Source organism: Bradyrhizobium sp. ORS 86, from assembly GCF_045571475.1.
Classification (GTDB): Bacteria; Pseudomonadota; Alphaproteobacteria; order Rhizobiales; family Xanthobacteraceae; genus Bradyrhizobium.
Genome location: NZ_CP120699.1, coordinates 1588479 through 1606717, shown reverse-complemented (window position 1 = coordinate 1606717; position 18239 = coordinate 1588479). Strand labels below are relative to the sequence as shown.

Here is an 18239-nt window from a genome sequence, read left to right as displayed (position 1 = left end):
GTCACCCTTCCTTCTGACTGAGGCCGGTCAGCAGGCTTTCGAACAGCTTGTGCGCATCCTTCCGCAGCTTCCTGGCGTCGTCTGCGTCCGGCAGCATGATCGCCACCTTGCAGATCATGGCATCAAGCAGCCGGGTCAAGAGGCCCATGTCGTCAAAGGCGATCTCGCCGTCGCGCTTCAGTGCATTCAGCGTCGCGCCGAGCAGCGCCATCGGGTGCGCCTCCTCGATCTCGCGATAGCGCTGATTGCCGAGAACGGCCGGAGCTTCCTGGATCACGATGCGCCCGTAAGCGGGCTCCAGGCAGACGTCCAGATAGGCGTCGATGCCGATCGTCAGGCGATCCCGGATCTTCCGTTGCGCCCTCGCGCGCTCTTGAATCGTTGCGGCCGCCTCGACCTGCATCGCAACGACGACCGCGTCGAACAGCGCCTTCTTGTCATCGAAGTGGTGATAGAACGCGCCTCTCGTGACCCGCGCCGCCCGCGAAATCGCCTCCATGCTCGCGGCCTGGTAGCCCTCTTGCGCAAATATCTCGCGTCCCGCCGACAGCAATGCCTGTCGCGTGGCTTCAGTATGTTCGTCCCGGCGGCTTCGCTGGATTCCATCGCGGCGCATCCGGCGAACATAGACATTGACCCCCATGATACGAACAGTATATATCATACATTGTGTATGTGAAATACATTCTGAATGGATGAGGTCCACCGTGGAGACGCACCAGATGTTCGGGCTCGCCAACGCGCTCGCTGCGGCCAAGAGCCGTCAAGACCTTCCCGCGGCGATGAAGCTGTTTCACCCCGACATGCTGCTGGAAGCGCCGGCGTTCGGGACCAAGGCGCGCGGCCTCGCCGAGAACGAAGCCACGCTGGCGCGGTTCTTTGTGTCGTTTCCGGATTACGACGTCGCGCTCGATGGTCATGCCGGCAATGGCGAAACGCTGATCTGCTGGGGCACCGCCCGCATGACGATGACCGGCGACCGCTTTGGCGTCACCCCGAACGACAGGCGCGCCGTACTGCCGGTCGTGATCCAGTTCGGCTTCAAGGACGGCCTGATCGCCCGCGAGCGCTTCATCTTCGACCTTTCCGAGCTCTGCGCCCAGTCCGGGGTGTCGACCGACGCCGTACGCAACAAGCTGTTTCCGCAGCGGCCCTCCGTTCCGGTTGCTGCGGAATGACGACTTCAAACGGTAGGACTCAGCAGTGAGCGACCCACGCGTAAAGCACTTGGACGCGATCACCACCGAGCATCTGTTCGACATCGTGATCGATCTCAAGCCGCGTCTGGATATCGGCGAAGGCCCGCTTGGCCGTCGCGTGCTGTTCGGCGCGGCCGGCGGCACGTTCGAGGGGCCGCGATTGCGCGGCGAGGTTCTCGCCGACGGCGGCGATTGGGCGTTGTTTCGCCCGGACGGAACGATGTCGCTGGATGTGCGGTTGGTGCTGAAGACGCATGACGGCGCCTTGGTGCACATGACCTATGGCGGCCGCTGGGTCACGCCAGCCGAACTGCGCGCCGATATCGCTGATCCAGTCAGGCGCTACCAGGTCGATCCTCGCAGCTACTATTTCCGCACCACCCCGCTGTTCGAGACAGGCTCGAGCCAATACGCGTGGCTTAACGACATCGTCTGCGTGGGGATCGGTTACCTCGTCGAGGGCGGCATCGCCTACAAGGTCGCGCAAGTCGTCTGATGCCGGGTCGACGATCCGCTACAGGCGCCGCAGCACGCTGAACTGGAAGGACTGCGTCGCGCCCCAGGGGGTGACGTGCCGATGCGGCTCCTGCGCGACCAGCTCGAATGCCGGACCAATCGTCCGGCTGAGCGTCAAGGAATCGTAGCGCTGCACCGGCAGGCCGCTGCATTTCTCCGGACCGTCAAGCGCGAAGGTGGCGATAACGGCGTGACCGCCCGGCCTGACGCCGCGATTGAGGCGGTCGAGATAGGCCGAGCGGTCCGCCTCCTCGACCAGGAAATGAAATGCCGCGCGGTCGTGCCAGACGTCAAAGACCTGTTCCGGCTGCCAGACAGTCGCATCGCCGACGATCCAGCGCACGCCTTGGCCCGCCGCGCCGAGCCGCGCCCGCGCGCTCGCGAGCGCGGCACCGGAAAGGTCGAGCACCGTCAACGCATGAAAGCCGTCCTTGAGCAGGGCGTCGACGAGGCGCGACGCGCCACCACCGACGTCGACGATGGCTGCGTCCCGGCTCGTGGCGACGGATTCGACCAGGCGCAGCGAGGGCTGCGGATCGGCCTGCGACCAACTCACCTGCTGCTCGCCCTTGGTCAGATAGACGGTCTGCCAATGCGATTGACGATCTGTGGCGGTCATGGCGGTGCGGTCCCGACAGTCGGCGGTTGCGGGGCAAGCTGCGGCGCACGCCGATGACCATGACTTATGAGTGGGGATTGCGCCGGTCAACCGGCCGTAAATGCCGCATTTGATTTGCCTGATTTTCCATCTAGCCTACGGACAGGTTGAGATCGGGGCGCCCGCATGGCCACGTTTGGCTGGACACGCGTCAAGAAGCCGTTGGAGGACGCCGCCTTTGACTTCAGCGGCCTCACCGACCCATCGACGTTTCTCGCCACCCTCGACAAAGCGGTGCCGCGCTATCTCGACCTCGTCGATAACGGCGCGTTGCTCTATCCGGCCTGCAAGCGCAAGCCGGCGGACGCAAACGGCGATGTCCGCGCCATCTGGGAGCACACGCGGCTCGAAGCCATGCGCTATCTGCCGCTGGTGCCGCGGCAGGACCCGCCGCTGCTCATCGATGCCACCCGCCAGGCCGAGATGATCGACGGCTTCCTGCGGCAACGCCCGCACGAGAATACGATCGTTGATTTCACGGGCACGGCGATCGAGGACTACGGGATCGCGATCTACGCTGGGCTGAATTGGCTGAACCATTGCGGAACGCTCTCGGGCGCCGATCCGCAAAAATTCTCCGGGACCTTGCGAAGCTTCCGTCGGGTCATGGTCGTCGCCCGGCAATGGTGGGCGATCGAAGGTGCCGCGGAGCGCTGCCGGCAGATGCTGCGTGCGAACCAGCGACCACCGTTGGTGTTCTTCCTGCTCTGGGCCGAATGCACCAATCTCGCGCGCGAGATTGCGATCGCAGTGGCGCCGGACGACGGTGCGTCGCGGCTAAAATCGGTACACGACCCCGAGGACCTGGCGCCGTAATCCGGCAGGCCTCCTCGAGCCAAGGAATTCGTCCGGGCTGAAAGCTCACACGGTCATCGGCGCCCGCCGGCTATGCAACCGGATCGGCCTCGGCGGAGGCCGGCTGAAGCTCCCTAGTCTTGCGCGAGATCAGCCGCACCAGATCCTTCTGCTTGTAGGTCTCGACGAACTTGATCGCGAACCCGTTTGGGAGATGCCGGACCACGCGTCCAATGCACGCGCCGACTGCGAGCGGCATGCCGATCGGTGGCTGCGCCTCGGAAGAGACCGCCGCACCCGACAGCGAAACGTCGATCAGCAAGCAACTTCGCATGCTGCCGTCGGCCAAGGTCAACACGGCGTGGGGATCCGAAGGAATAAAACGCGGATTGTCGCGCACCTCAAGGATGCTCGGATCCTTCTGCCTCTTCTCGATCCAGGTCAGCTTGTCGGCGAACTTCTCGCGCATCGCCCGGGTCATCTCGAGCTCGAACAGGAAGCTCCCGCTCATGGTGTCGGTGATGGAGCCTTCGAATCTGCCGAACTCTTCGAAGTACGACGTCAACCGATCCCCGATCTTGCCGACGACAGGGACGTCAACGATCATGCGGAACGGTGAGACTCGCGTGGTACGGCAGGCGAAGGTGCGCAGCCGGCCCTGCGCGTCGTACCAGTTCGGCAGCGTGTAGCTGCCGTAAACAGTGATCTTGACCGCGCGCTGCTTCAGAAACTTTTCAACAGACACGGCGAGTCCTCGCTGGACGTGATCTGATCGCACAAGCTTCGGATGGATTTGACTGTTCTGGCCGGCGCGAGGGAAGGCGCCGTCCGGAGCGACGCTCCGCCGGCAGCGGGCGCTGCGGCTCACGCCACAACCTGGCGCGGGATGGGTCCCCGCGCCCGGGTGCCGTACGGTTCTACCGGCGAATTGCTAATGAAAGCCTAAACCGGGGACGGACGCCGGGCTCCGGCCAGCGTAAACGTCAGGCCTTGCCGGGGCGTTTATTTCTGACACCGCACAACTACGGAGGGCACAAAATAATCCGTAGGCGCGCTATGCGTGTACCAGGTCGCCTCCTGAGGCGGGATGACGAGCGGACGGTTTTCGCTAGACTCATGAGCCAAGCCCGAACGTACCAGCTCGGACTGCTCCTCGATCCCTGAACCAGACCGGACCTCAGCATGCCCAACGTCCCCCAGAAGTCGCTCGCCGATGGCAAGATCCTGCAAAGCGTGGTCGACGGCGTCGGCGTCATCACCTTCAACAATCCCGACAAGCGCAACGCGATGTCGCTCGAGATGTGGGGAGGATTTGGCGAGGCACTGACGGCCTTGCGCGACGATCCCGATGTCCGCGTCGTGATCCTGGTCGGCGCCGGCGACAAGGCCTTCGTCTCGGGCGCCGACATCAGCCAGTTCGAGAAGACCAGGCACAATGCCGAAGCCTCGGAGCAATATTCACGGCGCAGCGCCGCCCAGCGCGCCCTGCTTGCCGACTATCCGAAGCCAACCATCGCCTGTATCCGCGGCTTCTGCCTCGGCGGTGGCATGCAGGTCGCGATGCTCGCCGACATCCGCATCTCCGGCACAAGCGGCCAGTTCGGCATTCCCGCCGCCAAGCTCGGCATCGCCTATGGCTATGACGGGCTGCGCCATCTGGTGTCGCTGGTCGGCCCGTCCTGGGCGCGGCTGATCATGTATACGGGCATGCGGATCGATTCCGCGGAGGCGCTGCGGATCGGGCTGGTCGATCGGGTGCTGCCGGATGCCGAACTCTGGGACGCGACGATGGAGATCGCACGTACCATCTCGGGCAATGCGCCGCTCGCGATCAAGGCCGCCAAGATCACCATTGCCCAGGTGCTGAAGGATCCCGATGACCGCGACATGGCCGCGATCAAGCAGATCGGCATCGACTGCATGGACAGCGAGGATTTTCGCGAAGGCCGCCGCGCCTTCATGGACAAGCGCAAGCCGCAGTTCAGGGGCCGCTGACGCTGAACTGCTGCCACCTCCGCACGCTCGCCTCGCCTATTTCTGGTCGCTGACCGGGACCGTGTAGTTCAGGATCAGGCGCCCGCCGTCGGGATAGATGGTCTGGCCGGTGATGTATGAGGCATCGTTGCTGGCGAGGAACGCCACGACGGAGGCGACCTCGCTCGGCTCACCACAGCGGCCGGCCGGCGTGCGCGACAACACGCTGCGCCGCGCGTCCTCGGAGGAGAAGATCGCGGTCGCCACCATCTCGGTCAGGATCGTGCCGGGCCCGACCGCCACGACGCGGATGCCGTGCGGCGCCAGCGCCACCGCGGCCACCGAGGTGAGCTGCTTCATCGCACCCTTGGACATCGCATAGGTCGCAAGCGAAGGAATCGCGAGCAGCGCGTTGACCGAGGACATGTTGATGACGACGCCTCCGCCGCCTTGCGCGATCATCTGGCGGGCCGCGGCCTGGACACCGAAGAACGCGCCTTTGAGGTTGATCCCCATCACATCGTCGAACTCGGCCTCGCTGATATCAAGGAAGTCGCGGTTGCGCGCAACGCCGGCGTTGTTGACCATGACGTCGAGCCGGCCGAACTCCTTCACAGCCGTGGCGACGATACGGTCGACATCGGCACGCTTGCTGACATCGGCCTCGACGGTGCGCAGGTCACCGGGATGTTCGAGCAGTTCAAGCTCGTTCAGAGTCTTGGCAAGCGCGCCACCGTCGACATCCGAGATGACGACCTTGGCGCCGTCGGAGAGAAAGCGCTCAGCGCAAGCCTTGCCGATGCCACGCGCCGCGCCGGTGATGGCGACCACCTTGCCGGAAAACTTCATGGGAGTGCCTCCTGGAAAAGAGCTTTCATCGAGCAATAGCGCATCATGCAACAACAAGGAACGCGGCGGAATCTCCGCCAGTGCCTGCAATCAGGATTTGATCCGCGCCAGGAGCCGGTCCGCCTCAATGCGCCAGTCCGCGCTGCGGGCGAACTCCAGCGTGCCCCTGGTTCCGAACACACCCTCGTCGGCAAGATCGGCGACCCAGGCCTGCCGCTCTGCCGTGCCTGATGCCGACCATGGCGTGAGCCCCGCCTCGCGCACAGTCTCCGCCACTTCACGCACCTCCTCGGCGCGCCGCCGGCCGTGTTCGATCACACGCTGGAAGAAATAGGCACCCTGCTTTTCCCAGTCGATCGCCGGAAAGGTCTCCTTCAGCGAGGCGAGCACCGCAGCCTCGACGCCGTAGGCGCGTGCGGTCGTAAAGCTTTCGATGACCATGGCCTCCAGGCCCTTGATCATGATGCTGCGGCACATCTTGACCGCCGAGGCGACGCCGAGCTGGTCGCTTGCGACCTTGGCCGCGAAGCCGAGCGCGACCAACAGCGGCGCCAGCTCCTGCGCCCCGCGGCCGCCGAGCAGCAGCGGCACCTTGATCCGGTACGGCGGCACCGAGGTCATCACCGCGCCCTCGACATAGCGACCGCCGGCATCGTCGATGTGAGACGCGGCGCGCTGCTTAGCACCGGGTGACGCCGAGTTGAAATCCAGGAACCAGGTATCCTTCCTGATCGCGGGCGCACAGGCCTCGGCCACCGGCACTGCCTGGCTTGCCGTCACAGCCGAGACGATGAAATCCGACTGCGCGGCGAGGTCGGCGTGCGATCGCATCAACTCGACACCAATCTCCGCCGCGTGCTCGCGCAACGGCTGTCCCGGTTCGCTCGCAAGCTTGATGTCGTAGGCGCAGACCTTGACGCCCTGCTTGCGCAGGTCTTCGGCGAGGATGCGGCCGACTTCGCCGTAGCCGAGCAGGCCGACGTGCCATTGCCTCGGATCGTTTGCGACTGTCATCAGTTCAAATCCCGTGTTGTGTCGTCAAACAGCTCGTCGACCTGTAGGCGCCGTGGGATCAGCGCCTGCTGAACGCAATAGTCGATGATCAGTTCGAGCGGCTTGCGGTTCGCCTCGACGCCGAAAGGTAGCGGGTCCGGAGCGCCGGGCGGCTCAGCGTCGGCCTTGCTGCGCTTGAGGAGATCATAGAGCTCGCGCACGACGTCGGGCCGCGACGTCACAAGCCTTTCCGTCACCACCACCAGATGATTGATCGGCACAACGCCATGCCGTCGATACCAGCGCGCAGCATCTCCGGCTGGATCGTCGAACAAGGGCTTGAGCGCGGGATCGCTCGAGGTCTCGCCCAGCACCGCATCGAGCTCGCCGTCTTTCAACATCTGGATAATGTTCCTTCCCTTCGGCGCGTGCTCCGTCCTGTCGACATACTCGGCAACATGCGGGTCCTCGAATGTCACCCAATCGACTTTGTCGAGGTTCACGCCGTGATCATTGGCAAGGATGCCGCGCATCCACGCCCCCGTCGTGGTCGTGAACGAGCGAATGCCGACCCGCTTGCCTTCGAGATCGCGGGGAACAAGTGTGCCGCGATCGGCTCGATATAGAGCGTAGCCGTGCTGGAACCGGCCCAGCATGACCGCCGGCAGCAACACCAGCGGTTTGCCGTGCGCTCTCGCCATCAGATAAGTGACGACCGCCATCTCGCAGACGTCGAACGCCTGCTCCCGCACCATCGGCTTGAAGGCGGCGTTGGTCGGCGCGAACTCAATGATATCGAGATCGAACAGCCTCGAGCGCAGCGCACCCGTCTTGAGCGCCTGAACGTGCTGATGATTCCCGAGCACGGTGCGTAGCCGAAGTCTGTCCATCAGCGAACTCCGGAAATTACGATCTGCCTTCGCCCTGAGCGCTCGCCCCGATCGTAGTCCTGTGTCGGACCGGTGTCTTGAAATGATAGGCCACGCTGTCGCGCGCTGGCACGGCGTTGAAGCTGTAGGTCGACAACAACTCCTCCGCCGCGGCGAGGATGGCCTCGCGCATATTCGGCCTGCGAGTGCCCGGGGCCTTGGCGGATTTGCGGACCATACTTGTACTGTCGTCCCAATCATGCGGTCGCGTCAACCAGGAGACGGATGCGACAGCGCGGCCACGCCAGCGCGCTCGCCATCCTCGGCAGGCGATGTCATTCAGATGGTCACACCGTTGAGAAGCGATAGACGATCGAGCGCCGATAGACCTGGCCCGGATCGAGCCGCGCCGAGGGAAAGTCGGGGCGGTTGGGCGTATCCGGCCAGGCGTGCGGCTCGAGACACAACGCATCCGATTGCCGGTACAGACGATTGCCCTTGCCCGCCGTGGAGCCGTCAAGGAAATTGCCCGAATAGAACTGCAATCCCGGCTGATCGGTGAACAGCTCCATCACGCGGCGGCTGCCGGGCGCCTCGAGCCGTGCGGCCAAGCACAGACCCGCGCCCGACGACAGACAATAATTGTGGTCATAGCCGCGGCCGAGCCGTAGCTGCTCGTCATCCATTCTGATGCGCGCCCCGATCGCCACCGGCGTCCGGAAGTCGAATGGCGTACCATCGACCTGACGCGGTGGTTCCGGCAGCGGGATCGCGGTCGCGTCGACCGCGAGGAAGTGAGCCGAAGCGATCATCAGGCGGTGATCGAGAATTGGCTTGCCCGAGCGCGCGCCCTCGAGATTAAAGAAGCTGTGATTGGTCAGATTGACGACTGTCGGACGGTCGGCCGTCGCCTCGAACGTCACTGAAAGCTCCGCGCCACTCACGCTATAGGTCACGCGCGCCTGCAGATTGCCCGGATAGCCTTCCTCGCCGTGCGGGCTTGTGCGCGCCAGCACCAGGGTCGGCGCGGGACTGTCGGTAAGTTCAACGATCTCCCAGAGCTTGCGATCGAACCCCTCGGGGCCACCATGCAAGGCGTTAGGACCGTTGTTGGCATCGAGCGTAACAGTCCTCCCGTCCAGCACGAATCGCGCGCCGGCGATCCGGTTGGCATAGCGCCCAACGGTCGCGCCGAAGAACTTGCGCTGCTCGAGATAGCCGTCGAAGTCGTCATGGCCAAGGACGATGTCGTCGCAATGCCCGTCCCGATCGTGCGTCATCAGCGATTGCAGCGTGGCGCCGAAGGGCAGGATGGCGGCTTCAAAACCGTCCGCCCCCCGCAGCGTCACCCGTTCGACTATGGAGCCATCGGGCAGTATGCCAAAGGGCGCCGGATCAATCTTGGCTGCTGTCATGGTCGGTCCTCAAACGCCTCGACGACGCGGCGTCGCCCAGCATGAAGCTGTCGGCGGCGAGCTGCAAGGGCGCCGAATGCACATCGATCACCTTGCCCAATGTGGCATCGCCCGCAGCTAGCGCGCGGCTTCGAAACCGCCGAGCACCGCGGTCAAATTGGCACCGAGAATGTCGGAGAGATAGCCGCCTTCCTGCACCAAGACCGTCGGCAGGCCGAACCGCGCCAGCCCCTCGCCGATCCGCCGGAACCCGTCGGTGGTGACCGCGAGACCCGCAAGCGGATCCTTCTCGGACGCATCGAGGCCAAGCGCAACCACGAGCGCCGTCGGCGCGAAGGCGCGGATCGCCTTCTCTGACGCGGCAAGCGCCTTCATGTAGTCGTCGTCTCCGGTGCCCTTGGCTAGGGGAATGTTGAGATTGGCGCCGAGACCGGGGCCCGCGCCGCGCTCATGGGCATAGCCCCACACGAACGGATAGAAGAACGACGGATGGGCATGGATCGAAACGGTGAACACGTCCGGCCGCTCATAGAAAATGCCCTGGGTACCGTTGCCGTGATGCACGTCGACATCGAGGATCGCGACCCGCTCATGCTTCTGGCGCAAATGCTCGGCCGCGATCGCGCTATTGTTGAGGAAGCAGAAGCCGCCGGCGAGGTCGCGATAGGCATGGTGACCGGGCGGACGGCACAGCGCATACACGGCGTCCTCGCCGTCGAGCACCATCTGCGCGGCGGTGACCGCAACGTCACTCGACGCGCAGGCGCCAGCCCAGGTCCCCGGACCGATCGGGCACGCGGTATCCACCGTGTGCCAGCCCAGCCTGCCGACGATGTGGGTCGGATAGGTGCCGGCGTTGCGCACCGGATGCATGTTCGCGATCATCTCCGGCCCCTGGTTGCCGAGCGCGGCCCACGCCTCCCAGGCTTCGGCGAGGAAACTCAGATATTCCGGGCTGTGCACCCGGGCCCGAGGTCCCTGCCCGAACGCGGTCGGCTCGACCAGCGTGTGCTTGCCCGCCTTTAGCCCTGCCAGCAGCCGATCGGCGCGCTCGGGTTGCTCGGTGGTGCGCTGAACCATACCGCGCACCAGAAAGAATTGCGGATCATGGCTGCGATGCAGTTCGCTGTAGACGGCCTTCACGAGGTGCTCCTGTTCGACGTTTGATTGACGTTCATTGCGGGCGAGCGGCAAGTGGCGTGGCGAAACATTCCGTTTGTCCCTTGTACACTACCGCGAGTCTGAAACGCGGCCCGATTTGTGCTATGTCCGACGCAATGATGCAATGACGCAGGCGCACGGCAGGAGTTTCGCGCAATGACCCGCAGCAAGGCGGAAACGGAGGATGGCACGACGGCGCGCCGCGGCCGGCCGCGCTCCGCCGCGACCACTGCCGCCATTCTGCAAAGCGCCTACACGCTGATGGCGACCACCGGCCTTGCGTCCACCACGATTGATGCGATCGCCCGCCATTCCAACGTCTCGAAGATGACGATCTACAAATGGTGGCCGTCACGCGAGGCGTTGCTCATCGACGCCTTCCTCGACCAGGCCTCGCGTGCCGTGCCGTTGCCCGGGACAGGCACTCCGGTGGCGCGCATCCGCCGCCACGTGGCGACCTATGTCGAGGCGCTTCAGGGCGAGTTCGGGCGTGTCCAGCTCGCGGTGATCTCGGAATGCATCTCGAAAGCCGGATCGGCGGAACTGTTTTACGAGCGTTATCTCGGCCTTCGCCGCAGCAAGATGCTGCAGACGATTGTCGCGGGCCAACAGGACGGCAGCATCGGCGCTAACGGCGCGCCCGGCGACCTCTATGACGCGATCTATGGCAGCCTGTTCTATCGCTATGTCTTCGGCATCAAGCCGCTGACCTCAGCTTACGCCCGCAACCTCGTCAACCTGGTGCTGCGGCCGCACGCGGATGCATGACATTCGTCAGCCGGCAGTCTGCCGCTGACGGCGAAACCACGCCCAGGTCTCGCGGGTCACGGCGCGGTAGTTCCTGCCGCGATACACGATATGGCCATCGACGATCGCGTTCAGCTTCGGCAGCGCGTGAAACGGCACCGTCGGGTAGGCATGGTGCTCGACATGGTAAGGCATGTTCCAGGCAAACCATTTCATGATTCTGCCTGTCATCGTGGTGCGCGTGTTCTCGAACGCGCTGCGCGTCCGCTCGCAACCGGTGTGCTCCGCATAAAGGTAGGGGCGCAGGATGAGCTGACCGGCCAGCAGCGGCACGACCCAGACCCAGAGCAGGATGGCGCTGTGCAGCGCGAGCGATGCCACAAGCAGCAGCAGATAGCCCGTAAGATAGAGCCTGGCCTCCGTCACGATCGATTCGCGCTTGTTTTGCGGAATCCAGGGCACGGTCACCTTGCCGGTGAGCGCGTGCCGCAACATCAGGCGAATGCGGACCAGCACCTGCAGCAATCCCGAATAGGCGATCGCGAGCTGGGTGTCCGACCCTGGCTTGGGGCCGACGATCAGCTCCGGATCCTTCTCCGGATCCTGCGTGTAGCGATGATGGTCCCAGTGGAACAGGTAGTAATATTCGTAAGGCAGCCCAATCAAGAAGGCGGACAGGTTACCGACCGCAACGTTGAGCACGCGGCTTCGGAACGCGGTCTTGTGCGCGGTCTCATGCACCACCATGAAAAGGAACGCGACAAAGTAGCCTTGCGCGGCAATCAGCGGCAACGCCCAGGGCAAACCGTGGCGCGACGCGACCAGCCAGATCAGAGCTCCGACGATCGCGATCATCCCGTAATGGCTCGCCGCACGCACCGCGCCGGGAAGGTTCGACTTGACCGACAAGTCGCGCAAGCTCTCCGGGCTCAGCGGCTTCAAACGAGGTCCGGCGTCATGGGTCTCCGCGATGCTCATGGTCGTCTCACATGTCAGCGTTGCAGGAGCGCCGAGATCTCGGCGTTGATGAAGGCGCGGTCGGCCGCGTTGTTAATCGGATTGCCGGCGCGGTGACCGTGGATCGAGGGGATCGCGCGCAGCGCTGCCGAACGCGCATTGACCAGCCGGGGAAGCTCATCCGCGTTGTCGCGCATGTCGAAATAACGGTCGGTGCGGCCGGGCATCAGCAGCATGTGCGCCCTGATCGCGGCCAATGCTCGGTCGAAGTCGCCGCCGAATTCATCGCAGCGGCTGACGTCGCCGCTCTGCCAGATCGCGATCTGCGCCAACAGGTCGTTGGCGTCGCGCCGAGCGAACGCACCATCCCATGAGCCGGCCAGGTAATCCTCAAGGGATGTGAAGCCGGCCTCGCGCCAGACCTCGTTGCGGTAGAATTCATGCGACATCGCCCAGCCGGCATAGACACGGCCCATCGCACGGAGGCCGGCCACCGGTTTCGTGACGAAGCGGCCGTCCAGATAGGCCGGATCCGCCGTCAGCGCGGTCTTTACGCCTTCGAGAAAGACGTGATTGTAGGGTGAGCACTTGGCGCTGCCACAGACTACCGCGGCCCGTTCCACCATGTCCGGATAGCGCGTCGCCCAGTGATAGGCCTGCATGCCGCCCATCGACCAGCCATAGACCAGCGCGAGCCTCGACACGCCAAACTGCTCGATCAGGAGCCGGCGCTGGACCGCGACAGCGTCGTAATAGCTGAAGGCGGGAAACGGCGCATTGCCGAGCACGTCGGTTGAATTCGACGGAGAGGACGACAGGCCATTGCCGAACAGGTTCGCGATGATGATGAAGTAGCTGCTGGGATCGAGCGCTCCGCCCGGCTGCACCAGCCATTCGATGTCGGTGTGCTGGGCGCTGAATGATGTCGGATAGAGGATGACGTTGTCTCTGGCGGCATTCAGCGTGCCATAGGTCTTGTAAGCCAGCCTGAGCCGAGGGAACACGGCGCCGCTTTGCAGTGTCACGTCGCCGGCTTCGAACACGTCGTAGTCGCGAGGCGTGGTCATGGAATCGACCCCGATGCAAGAGCGCGACACAGCGCCCAATAACTGTACTCAACGTACACTAATTCTCCGGCCAACGCAACTGGTGCAAAGGTGGCATGGCACCGGCCGGATCAATTCAAAATCGGCATGGATCGATACAAGCTTCGGCTTGGACCGATTGTCGCCATCTCTCTAGGACAGTCCTCGAGGAAATCTTCGAGGAGGCGCCATGAGCGCAATTGTGTCCGCCGCCGAGGCGCGGCGATCCCGCGTCCGGCTTCTGATCGTGACGATGCTGTTTCTCGTCACCACCGTGAACTATGCCGATCGCGCCACACTGTCGATCGCGGGCCCCGCCCTTTCCAAGGAACTGCATCTCGATCCCGTTGCGATGGGCTATGTGTTCTCGGCCTTCGGCTGGTCCTATGTGATCGCGCAGGTGCCGTGCGGCTGGCTGCTCGATCGCTTCGGCTCCAAATGGGTCTATGCGATCGGCATCATCGTGTGGTCGGCCTTCACCGCGATGCAGGGCATGGTCGGCTTCCTGGCTGCGGGATCCGCCGTGATCGTGCTGTTCGCGTTGCGCTTCCTGGTCGGCATTGCCGAAGCACCGTCGTTCCCGGCCAACGCGCGCATCGTCGCGGCCTGGTTTCCGGGAAATGAGCGCGGCACTGCGTCGGCCTTCTTCAATTCCGGGCAATATTTCGCGACCGTGATCTTCGCACCGCTGATGGGCTGGATCGCCCACGAGCATGGCTGGAGTCATGTGTTCTATGTGATGGGCGGGCTCGGAATCGTTGTGGGGATCGTCTGGATCAAGACCATCTACGAGCCGAAGGACCATCCCGCGATCAACGAGGCCGAGTTCGACTACATCAAGGCCGGCGGCGCGCTGGTCGACATGGACGCACCGAAGGAAGGCAAGGCGCCGGACAGTGGCCCGAGATGGGCTCATATCCGCCAGTTGCTGGGCAACCGCATGATGCTCGGTGTCTATATCGGCCAGTACTGCATCAACACGCTGACCTACTTCTTCCTGACCTGGTTTCCGGTCTATCTCGTGAAGGAACGCGGGCTGTCGATCTTGCAGGCCGGCTTTGTCGCCACGTTGCCGGCGCTGTGCGGCTTTATCGGCGGCGTGCTCGGCGGCGTCATCTCCGACTACATCCTGCGCCGCACCGGCTCGCTGACCATGGCGCGCAAGATTCCGATCGTCGGAGGCATGCTGCTGTCGATGGCGATCATCGGCTGCAACTACGTCGAGGGACAGGCGCTGGTGGTCGGTTTCATGGCGCTCGCCTTCTTCGGCAAGGGAATCGGCGCGCTCGGCTGGGCTGTCGTCTCCGACACCTCACCGAAGGAAGCCGGCGGCGTCTCTGGCGGCCTGTTCAACACGTTCGGCAACCTTTCCTCGATCACCACGCCGATCATCATCGGCTACATCCTCGCCGCCACCGGCTCGTTCAACGGCGCGCTGGTGTTCGTCGGGGCCAACGCCCTGGTCGCGGCGGTCGCCTATCTCTTCATCGTCGGCGAGATCAAGCGCGTGCAGCTAAAGGCGGCGTAAGAGCCGTCTCCAGTGACAACGGTTCAACGGCGGCCTCGGCCGCCGTTTTGTCTTCTTGGTCTCCGGCAGGCATCGATGCTAGAACGCACCAAACCCCGCCTCGTCCATTCCGGGCCGGTATCGATGTTCGACCTGAATCAGCTCCGCTGCTTCGTCACGGTGGCCGAGGAGCTGCACTTCGGTCGCGCCGCGGCACGGCTCAACATGACCCAGCCGCCGCTCAGCCGGCAGATCCAGGTGCTCGAGCACATCATCGATGCGCCGCTGCTGGAGCGCACCAGCCGCTCGGTGCGGTTGACGCCGGCGGGACGCAGCTTCCTGCCCGAGGCGCGGCGCATCCTCAAGCTAGCCGAGTCGGCGTCGCAGGTTGCGCGCCGCATCGCACTCGGCAAGACCGGCTCGCTCAAGATCGGCTTCACGGCGGCGGCGGCCTACGGCTTTCTGCCCGATCTGATCGCGACTTGCCGCAGCCGCCTGCCCGAGGTCGACTTTTCCTTGAAGGAGATGGTTTCGGGCGATCAGTTCGAGGCGCTCACCACCGGTCAGATCGATGCCGGCCTGCTGCGCCCACCGATTGCGCGGCCCGAATTCGCAAGCCGGCGCGTCGTCGCCGAGCCGCTGCTCGCCGCGATCCCGAAGCGGCACCCGCTCGCGTCCGCCGAGATCATCACGATCAAGGACTTCGACGATCAGCCCTTTGTGATGTATTCGCCCTACGAGGCCCGTTACTTCCACGACCTGCTGGTGACGCAGTTCACCCGCGCCGATGTGCTGCCGCGCTATGTCCAGCATCTCAGCCAGATCCACTCGATTCTCGCGATGGTACGCGCCGGGCTTGGCGTCGCGATCGTCCCGGAAGCCGCCGCGAGCCTGAAGATCGCGGACGTCAGGCTGAAGCCGCTGAAGCTGCGGGCGGCAGCCCCCGTCGAGCTGTTTCTAGTGTGGCGGCGCGACTATGAGAACCAGTTGCTGCCCTCATTGATCGACATCGCAACGGAAATAGCCGGGCCGCATGGCGGCGACGATTGATACCAATAGCGCATCGTTCGATACCGCGTTTGGCTTGGACGCGCATCGAACCGCTTCTTAAGAATGCCGCATGGATGCGCGCTTCTCGTGCATCCTGATCCCCTCAAAAAGCTTTCAAGGAGTGGCGCCATGAGCAAGATGACCCCTCAGGAGATGGCCCGGCACGTCGGCGGCGGCCTCCTGTCTTTTCCCGTGACCCCGTTCAAGGCGGACTATTCGTTCGACGAAGCGACCTATCGCAGCAACATGGACTGGCTGTGCGGATACGAGGTCGCGGGCCTGTTCGCCGCTGGCGGCACCGGCGAATTCTTCTCGCTGACGCCGACTGAAGTTCCTGAGATCGTGAAGGTCGCGGTCGACGAGACCAAGGGCCGCGTGCCCGTGCTGGCCGGCACCGGCTACGGCACCGCGATCGCGCGCGAGATCGCGGTCGGCGCGGAGAAGGCCGGCGCCGACGGCCTGCTGCTGCTGCCGCCCTACCTCACGCATTCGGAGCAGGACGGCCTCGCCGCCCATGTCGAGGCGGTGTGTGCGTCGGTGAAGATCGGCGTCATCGTCTACAACCGCGACAATGCGATCCTCCAGCCCGATACGCTGGCGCGGCTCTGCGAGCGCTGCCCGAACCTCGTTGGTTACAAGGACGGCATCGGCGACATCGAATTGATGACCCGCGTCTATTCAAAGCTTGGCGATCGCCTGACCTATATCGGCGGGTTGCCGACGGCAGAAACCTTCGCACTGCCCTATCTCGACATGGGCGTGACGACTTATTCGTCCGCCGTGTTCAACTTCGTGCCGGAATTCGCCACCAAATTCTATGCCGCGGTGCGCCGGCGCGATCATCAGACCATCCATGCAGGCCTGAAGGATTTCATCCTGCCGCTGATCGCGATACGCAACCGTAAGAAGGGCTATGCGGTATCGATCATCAAGGCCGGCATGAAGGTGATCGGTCGTGATTCCGGCCCGGTGCGGCCGCCGCTGACCGACCTGACCGAGCAGGAGATCGCCGAGCTCACGGCACTGGTGGCGAAGCTGCCGCGGGCAGCTACCCAACAGGCGGCAGAATAAGCCGAGCCGAGCAAGGACAGAGGGAGGAGCATATGATCCAGGAAACGGTCCGCGCCGGCTTTTCCGGCGCCCCAATCGTCACCGCGATGGAAGTGATCCCCGTCGCCGGCCGCGACAGCATGCTCCTCAATCTGAGCGGCGCACACGCGCCGTTCTTCACCCGCAACCTCGTCATCCTCACCGACAACTCCGGCCACACCGGCGTCGGCGAGGTGCCGGGCGGCGAGAAGATCCGAAAGACGTTGGAAGACACGCGCGACCTCGTCGTCGGCCAGACCATCGGTGCCTGCAACAACATCCTGGCCTCGATGCGCCGGACATTCGCCGACCGCGACGCCGGCGGCCGCGGCAAGCAGACGTTTGATCTCCGGGTCACCATCCATGCGGTGACCGCGGTCGAATCCGCGCTGCTCGATCTGCTCGGCCAGCATCTCGGCCTGCCGGTCGCAGCGCTGCTCGGCGAAGGCCAGCAGCGCGCCAGCGTCGAGACGCTCGGCTATCTCTTCTTCGTCGGCGATCGCAGCAAGACCAGTCTGCCCTACGTCGAAGGCGAAACTGGCAAGCCCGACTGGTTCAATCTGCGCCACCAGGAGGCAATGACCCCGGATGCCATCGTGCGCCTCGCCGAAGCAACGCAAGCGCATTATGGCTTTGCCGACTTCAAGCTGAAGGGTGGTGTGCTCGCGGGTGAGCAGGAGATCGAGGCGGTCACCGCGATCGCCAGGCGGTTCCCGAAGGCCCGTGTCACGCTGGACCCGAACGGCGCCTGGTCGCTGGACGAGGCGATCCGCCTTTGCAGCAACATGCACGGCGTGCTCGCTTATGCCGAGGACCCTTGCGGAGCGGAGGCCGGCTTCTCCGGTCGCGAGATCATGGCCGAGTTCCGTCGCGCTACAGGGCTGCCGACCGCGACCAATATGATCGCGACGGACTGGCGCCAGCTCTCTCACGCACTACGGCTCGGCGCGGTCGACATTCCCCTCGCCGATCCGCATTTCTGGACCCTGCAGGGCTCGGTGCGCGTGGCACAGACCTGTCGCGACAACGGCTTGACCTGGGGCTCGCACTCCAACAATCATTTCGACATTTCGCTCGCGATGTTCACCCATGTCGGCGCCGCCGCCCCCGGCAAGGTGACCGCGATCGACACCCACTGGATCTGGCAGGACGGCCAAGCGTTGACCAGGGAGCCGCTGCAGATCAAGGGCGGCAGGATTGCGATCCCCGATCGCCCGGGCCTCGGCATCGAGATCGATCGCAGTGCCATCGCGGCGGCGAACGCGCTATACAGGCAGCATGGCCTCGGCGCTCGCGACGACGCGCTTGCCATGCAGTTCCTGATCCCGGGCTGGACCTTCGACGACAAGCGTCCCTGCCTCGTGCGCTAACAACA

19 protein-coding genes and 1 pseudogene are annotated in these 18239 nt (G+C 64.3%); 9 read left to right on the top strand and 11 right to left on the bottom strand.

The features are described 5' to 3' along the window. Position 1: 1 nt before the first annotated feature. Positions 2–553 (bottom strand): TetR/AcrR family transcriptional regulator, encoded by a 552-nt coding sequence (locus P6U25_RS07385; RefSeq protein WP_407150844.1) that lies wholly within the window; start codon positions 551–553, stop codon positions 2–4. 154 nt (positions 554–707) lie between these two features. Between P6U25_RS07385 and P6U25_RS07380 the strand changes: the two genes are divergently transcribed. Beyond that, a complete protein-coding gene (locus P6U25_RS07380; RefSeq protein ID WP_407150843.1) occupies positions 708–1178 on the top strand; it encodes an ester cyclase in 471 nt (156 codons plus the stop codon). Between the two features lie 25 nt (positions 1179–1203). Next, positions 1204–1695 carry a DUF3237 domain-containing protein gene (locus P6U25_RS07375; RefSeq protein ID WP_407150842.1) on the top strand — a complete coding sequence of 164 codons (492 nt, stop codon included), beginning with the start codon at positions 1204–1206 and terminating at the stop codon, positions 1693–1695. 18 nt (positions 1696–1713) lie between these two features. Here P6U25_RS07375 and P6U25_RS07370 read toward each other — a convergent pair whose 3' ends face one another. Then, on the bottom strand, positions 1714–2334 hold the full coding sequence (locus tag P6U25_RS07370) for a class I SAM-dependent methyltransferase (protein WP_407150841.1): 621 nt from the start codon (positions 2332–2334) through the stop codon (positions 1714–1716). Positions 2335–2499: 165 nt separating this feature from the next. Between P6U25_RS07370 and P6U25_RS07365 the strand changes: the two genes are divergently transcribed. Further along, positions 2500–3189: a hypothetical protein gene (locus P6U25_RS07365; protein WP_407150840.1), complete on the top strand. Its 690-nt coding sequence runs from the start codon at positions 2500–2502 to the stop codon at positions 3187–3189. 70 nt (positions 3190–3259) lie between these two features. Here P6U25_RS07365 and P6U25_RS07360 read toward each other — a convergent pair whose 3' ends face one another. After that, positions 3260–3913 carry a PilZ domain-containing protein gene (locus P6U25_RS07360; RefSeq protein WP_407150839.1) on the bottom strand — a complete coding sequence of 218 codons (654 nt, stop codon included), beginning with the start codon at positions 3911–3913 and terminating at the stop codon, positions 3260–3262. A 437-nt stretch (positions 3914–4350) separates the two neighbouring features. Between P6U25_RS07360 and P6U25_RS07355 the strand changes: the two genes are divergently transcribed. Beyond that, positions 4351–5163: an enoyl-CoA hydratase gene (locus P6U25_RS07355; RefSeq protein WP_407150838.1), complete on the top strand. Its 813-nt coding sequence runs from the start codon at positions 4351–4353 to the stop codon at positions 5161–5163. 36 nt (positions 5164–5199) lie between these two features. On the opposite strand, the gene P6U25_RS07350 is transcribed toward P6U25_RS07355, so the two are convergent. From P6U25_RS07350 to P6U25_RS07325, 6 genes and pseudogenes are all read right to left on the bottom strand, one after another. Further along, positions 5200–5991, bottom strand: a complete 792-nt coding sequence (locus P6U25_RS07350) for an SDR family NAD(P)-dependent oxidoreductase (protein WP_407150837.1) — start codon at positions 5989–5991, stop codon at positions 5200–5202. A 90-nt stretch (positions 5992–6081) separates the two neighbouring features. Beyond that, positions 6082–7005 carry a DUF1932 domain-containing protein gene (locus tag P6U25_RS07345; protein WP_407150836.1) on the bottom strand — a complete coding sequence of 308 codons (924 nt, stop codon included), beginning with the start codon at positions 7003–7005 and terminating at the stop codon, positions 6082–6084. Further along, on the bottom strand, positions 7005–7874 hold the full coding sequence (locus tag P6U25_RS07340) for an ABC transporter substrate-binding protein (RefSeq protein ID WP_407150835.1): 870 nt from the start codon (positions 7872–7874) through the stop codon (positions 7005–7007). The genes P6U25_RS07345 and P6U25_RS07340 overlap by 1 nt, the downstream gene beginning before the upstream one ends. Before the next feature lie 73 nt (positions 7875–7947). Then, a pseudogene (locus tag P6U25_RS07335) lies at positions 7948–8091 on the bottom strand (TetR/AcrR family transcriptional regulator); the annotation flags it as partial. Between the two features lie 109 nt (positions 8092–8200). After that, positions 8201–9268, bottom strand: coding sequence for an aldose epimerase family protein (locus P6U25_RS07330; protein ID WP_407150834.1), 1068 nt, complete (start codon positions 9266–9268; stop codon positions 8201–8203). Between the two features lie 117 nt (positions 9269–9385). Continuing rightward, positions 9386–10411, bottom strand: a complete 1026-nt coding sequence (locus tag P6U25_RS07325; RefSeq protein WP_407150833.1) for a histone deacetylase family protein — start codon at positions 10409–10411, stop codon at positions 9386–9388. Positions 10412–10585: 174 nt separating this feature from the next. Here P6U25_RS07325 and P6U25_RS07320 point away from each other — a divergent pair, with 174 nt between their 5' ends. Beyond that, the gene (locus P6U25_RS07320; protein ID WP_407150832.1) at positions 10586–11197 is read left to right on the top strand and encodes a TetR/AcrR family transcriptional regulator; all 612 of its coding nucleotides are present in this window, start codon (positions 10586–10588) and stop codon (positions 11195–11197) included. Positions 11198–11203: 6 nt separating this feature from the next. Here the strand turns inward: P6U25_RS07320 and P6U25_RS07315 are convergent, their stop codons facing one another. Then, positions 11204–12154, bottom strand: coding sequence for a fatty acid desaturase (locus P6U25_RS07315; protein ID WP_407150831.1), 951 nt, complete (start codon positions 12152–12154; stop codon positions 11204–11206). A 14-nt stretch (positions 12155–12168) separates the two neighbouring features. Then, entirely contained in the window at positions 12169–13200 is a 1032-nt protein-coding gene (locus P6U25_RS07310; RefSeq protein WP_407150830.1) for an alpha/beta fold hydrolase, read from the bottom strand. 208 nt (positions 13201–13408) lie between these two features. Between P6U25_RS07310 and P6U25_RS07305 the strand changes: the two genes are divergently transcribed. The 4 genes from P6U25_RS07305 to gudD all read left to right on the top strand — a co-directional run bounded on the left by P6U25_RS07305 (position 13409) and on the right by gudD (position 18234). Further along, positions 13409–14746 (top strand): MFS transporter, encoded by a 1338-nt coding sequence (locus P6U25_RS07305; protein ID WP_407150829.1) that lies wholly within the window; start codon positions 13409–13411, stop codon positions 14744–14746. 123 nt (positions 14747–14869) lie between these two features. After that, positions 14870–15775, top strand: a complete 906-nt coding sequence (locus tag P6U25_RS07300) for a LysR substrate-binding domain-containing protein (protein ID WP_407150828.1) — start codon at positions 14870–14872, stop codon at positions 15773–15775. A gap of 129 nt (positions 15776–15904) precedes the next feature. After that, positions 15905–16846 carry a 5-dehydro-4-deoxyglucarate dehydratase gene (gene kdgD / locus P6U25_RS07295; RefSeq protein WP_407150827.1) on the top strand — a complete coding sequence of 314 codons (942 nt, stop codon included), beginning with the start codon at positions 15905–15907 and terminating at the stop codon, positions 16844–16846. Between the two features lie 32 nt (positions 16847–16878). Continuing rightward, on the top strand, positions 16879–18234 hold the full coding sequence (gudD, locus tag P6U25_RS07290) for a glucarate dehydratase (RefSeq protein WP_407150826.1): 1356 nt from the start codon (positions 16879–16881) through the stop codon (positions 18232–18234). The last annotated feature ends 5 nt before the right edge of the window (positions 18235–18239 follow it).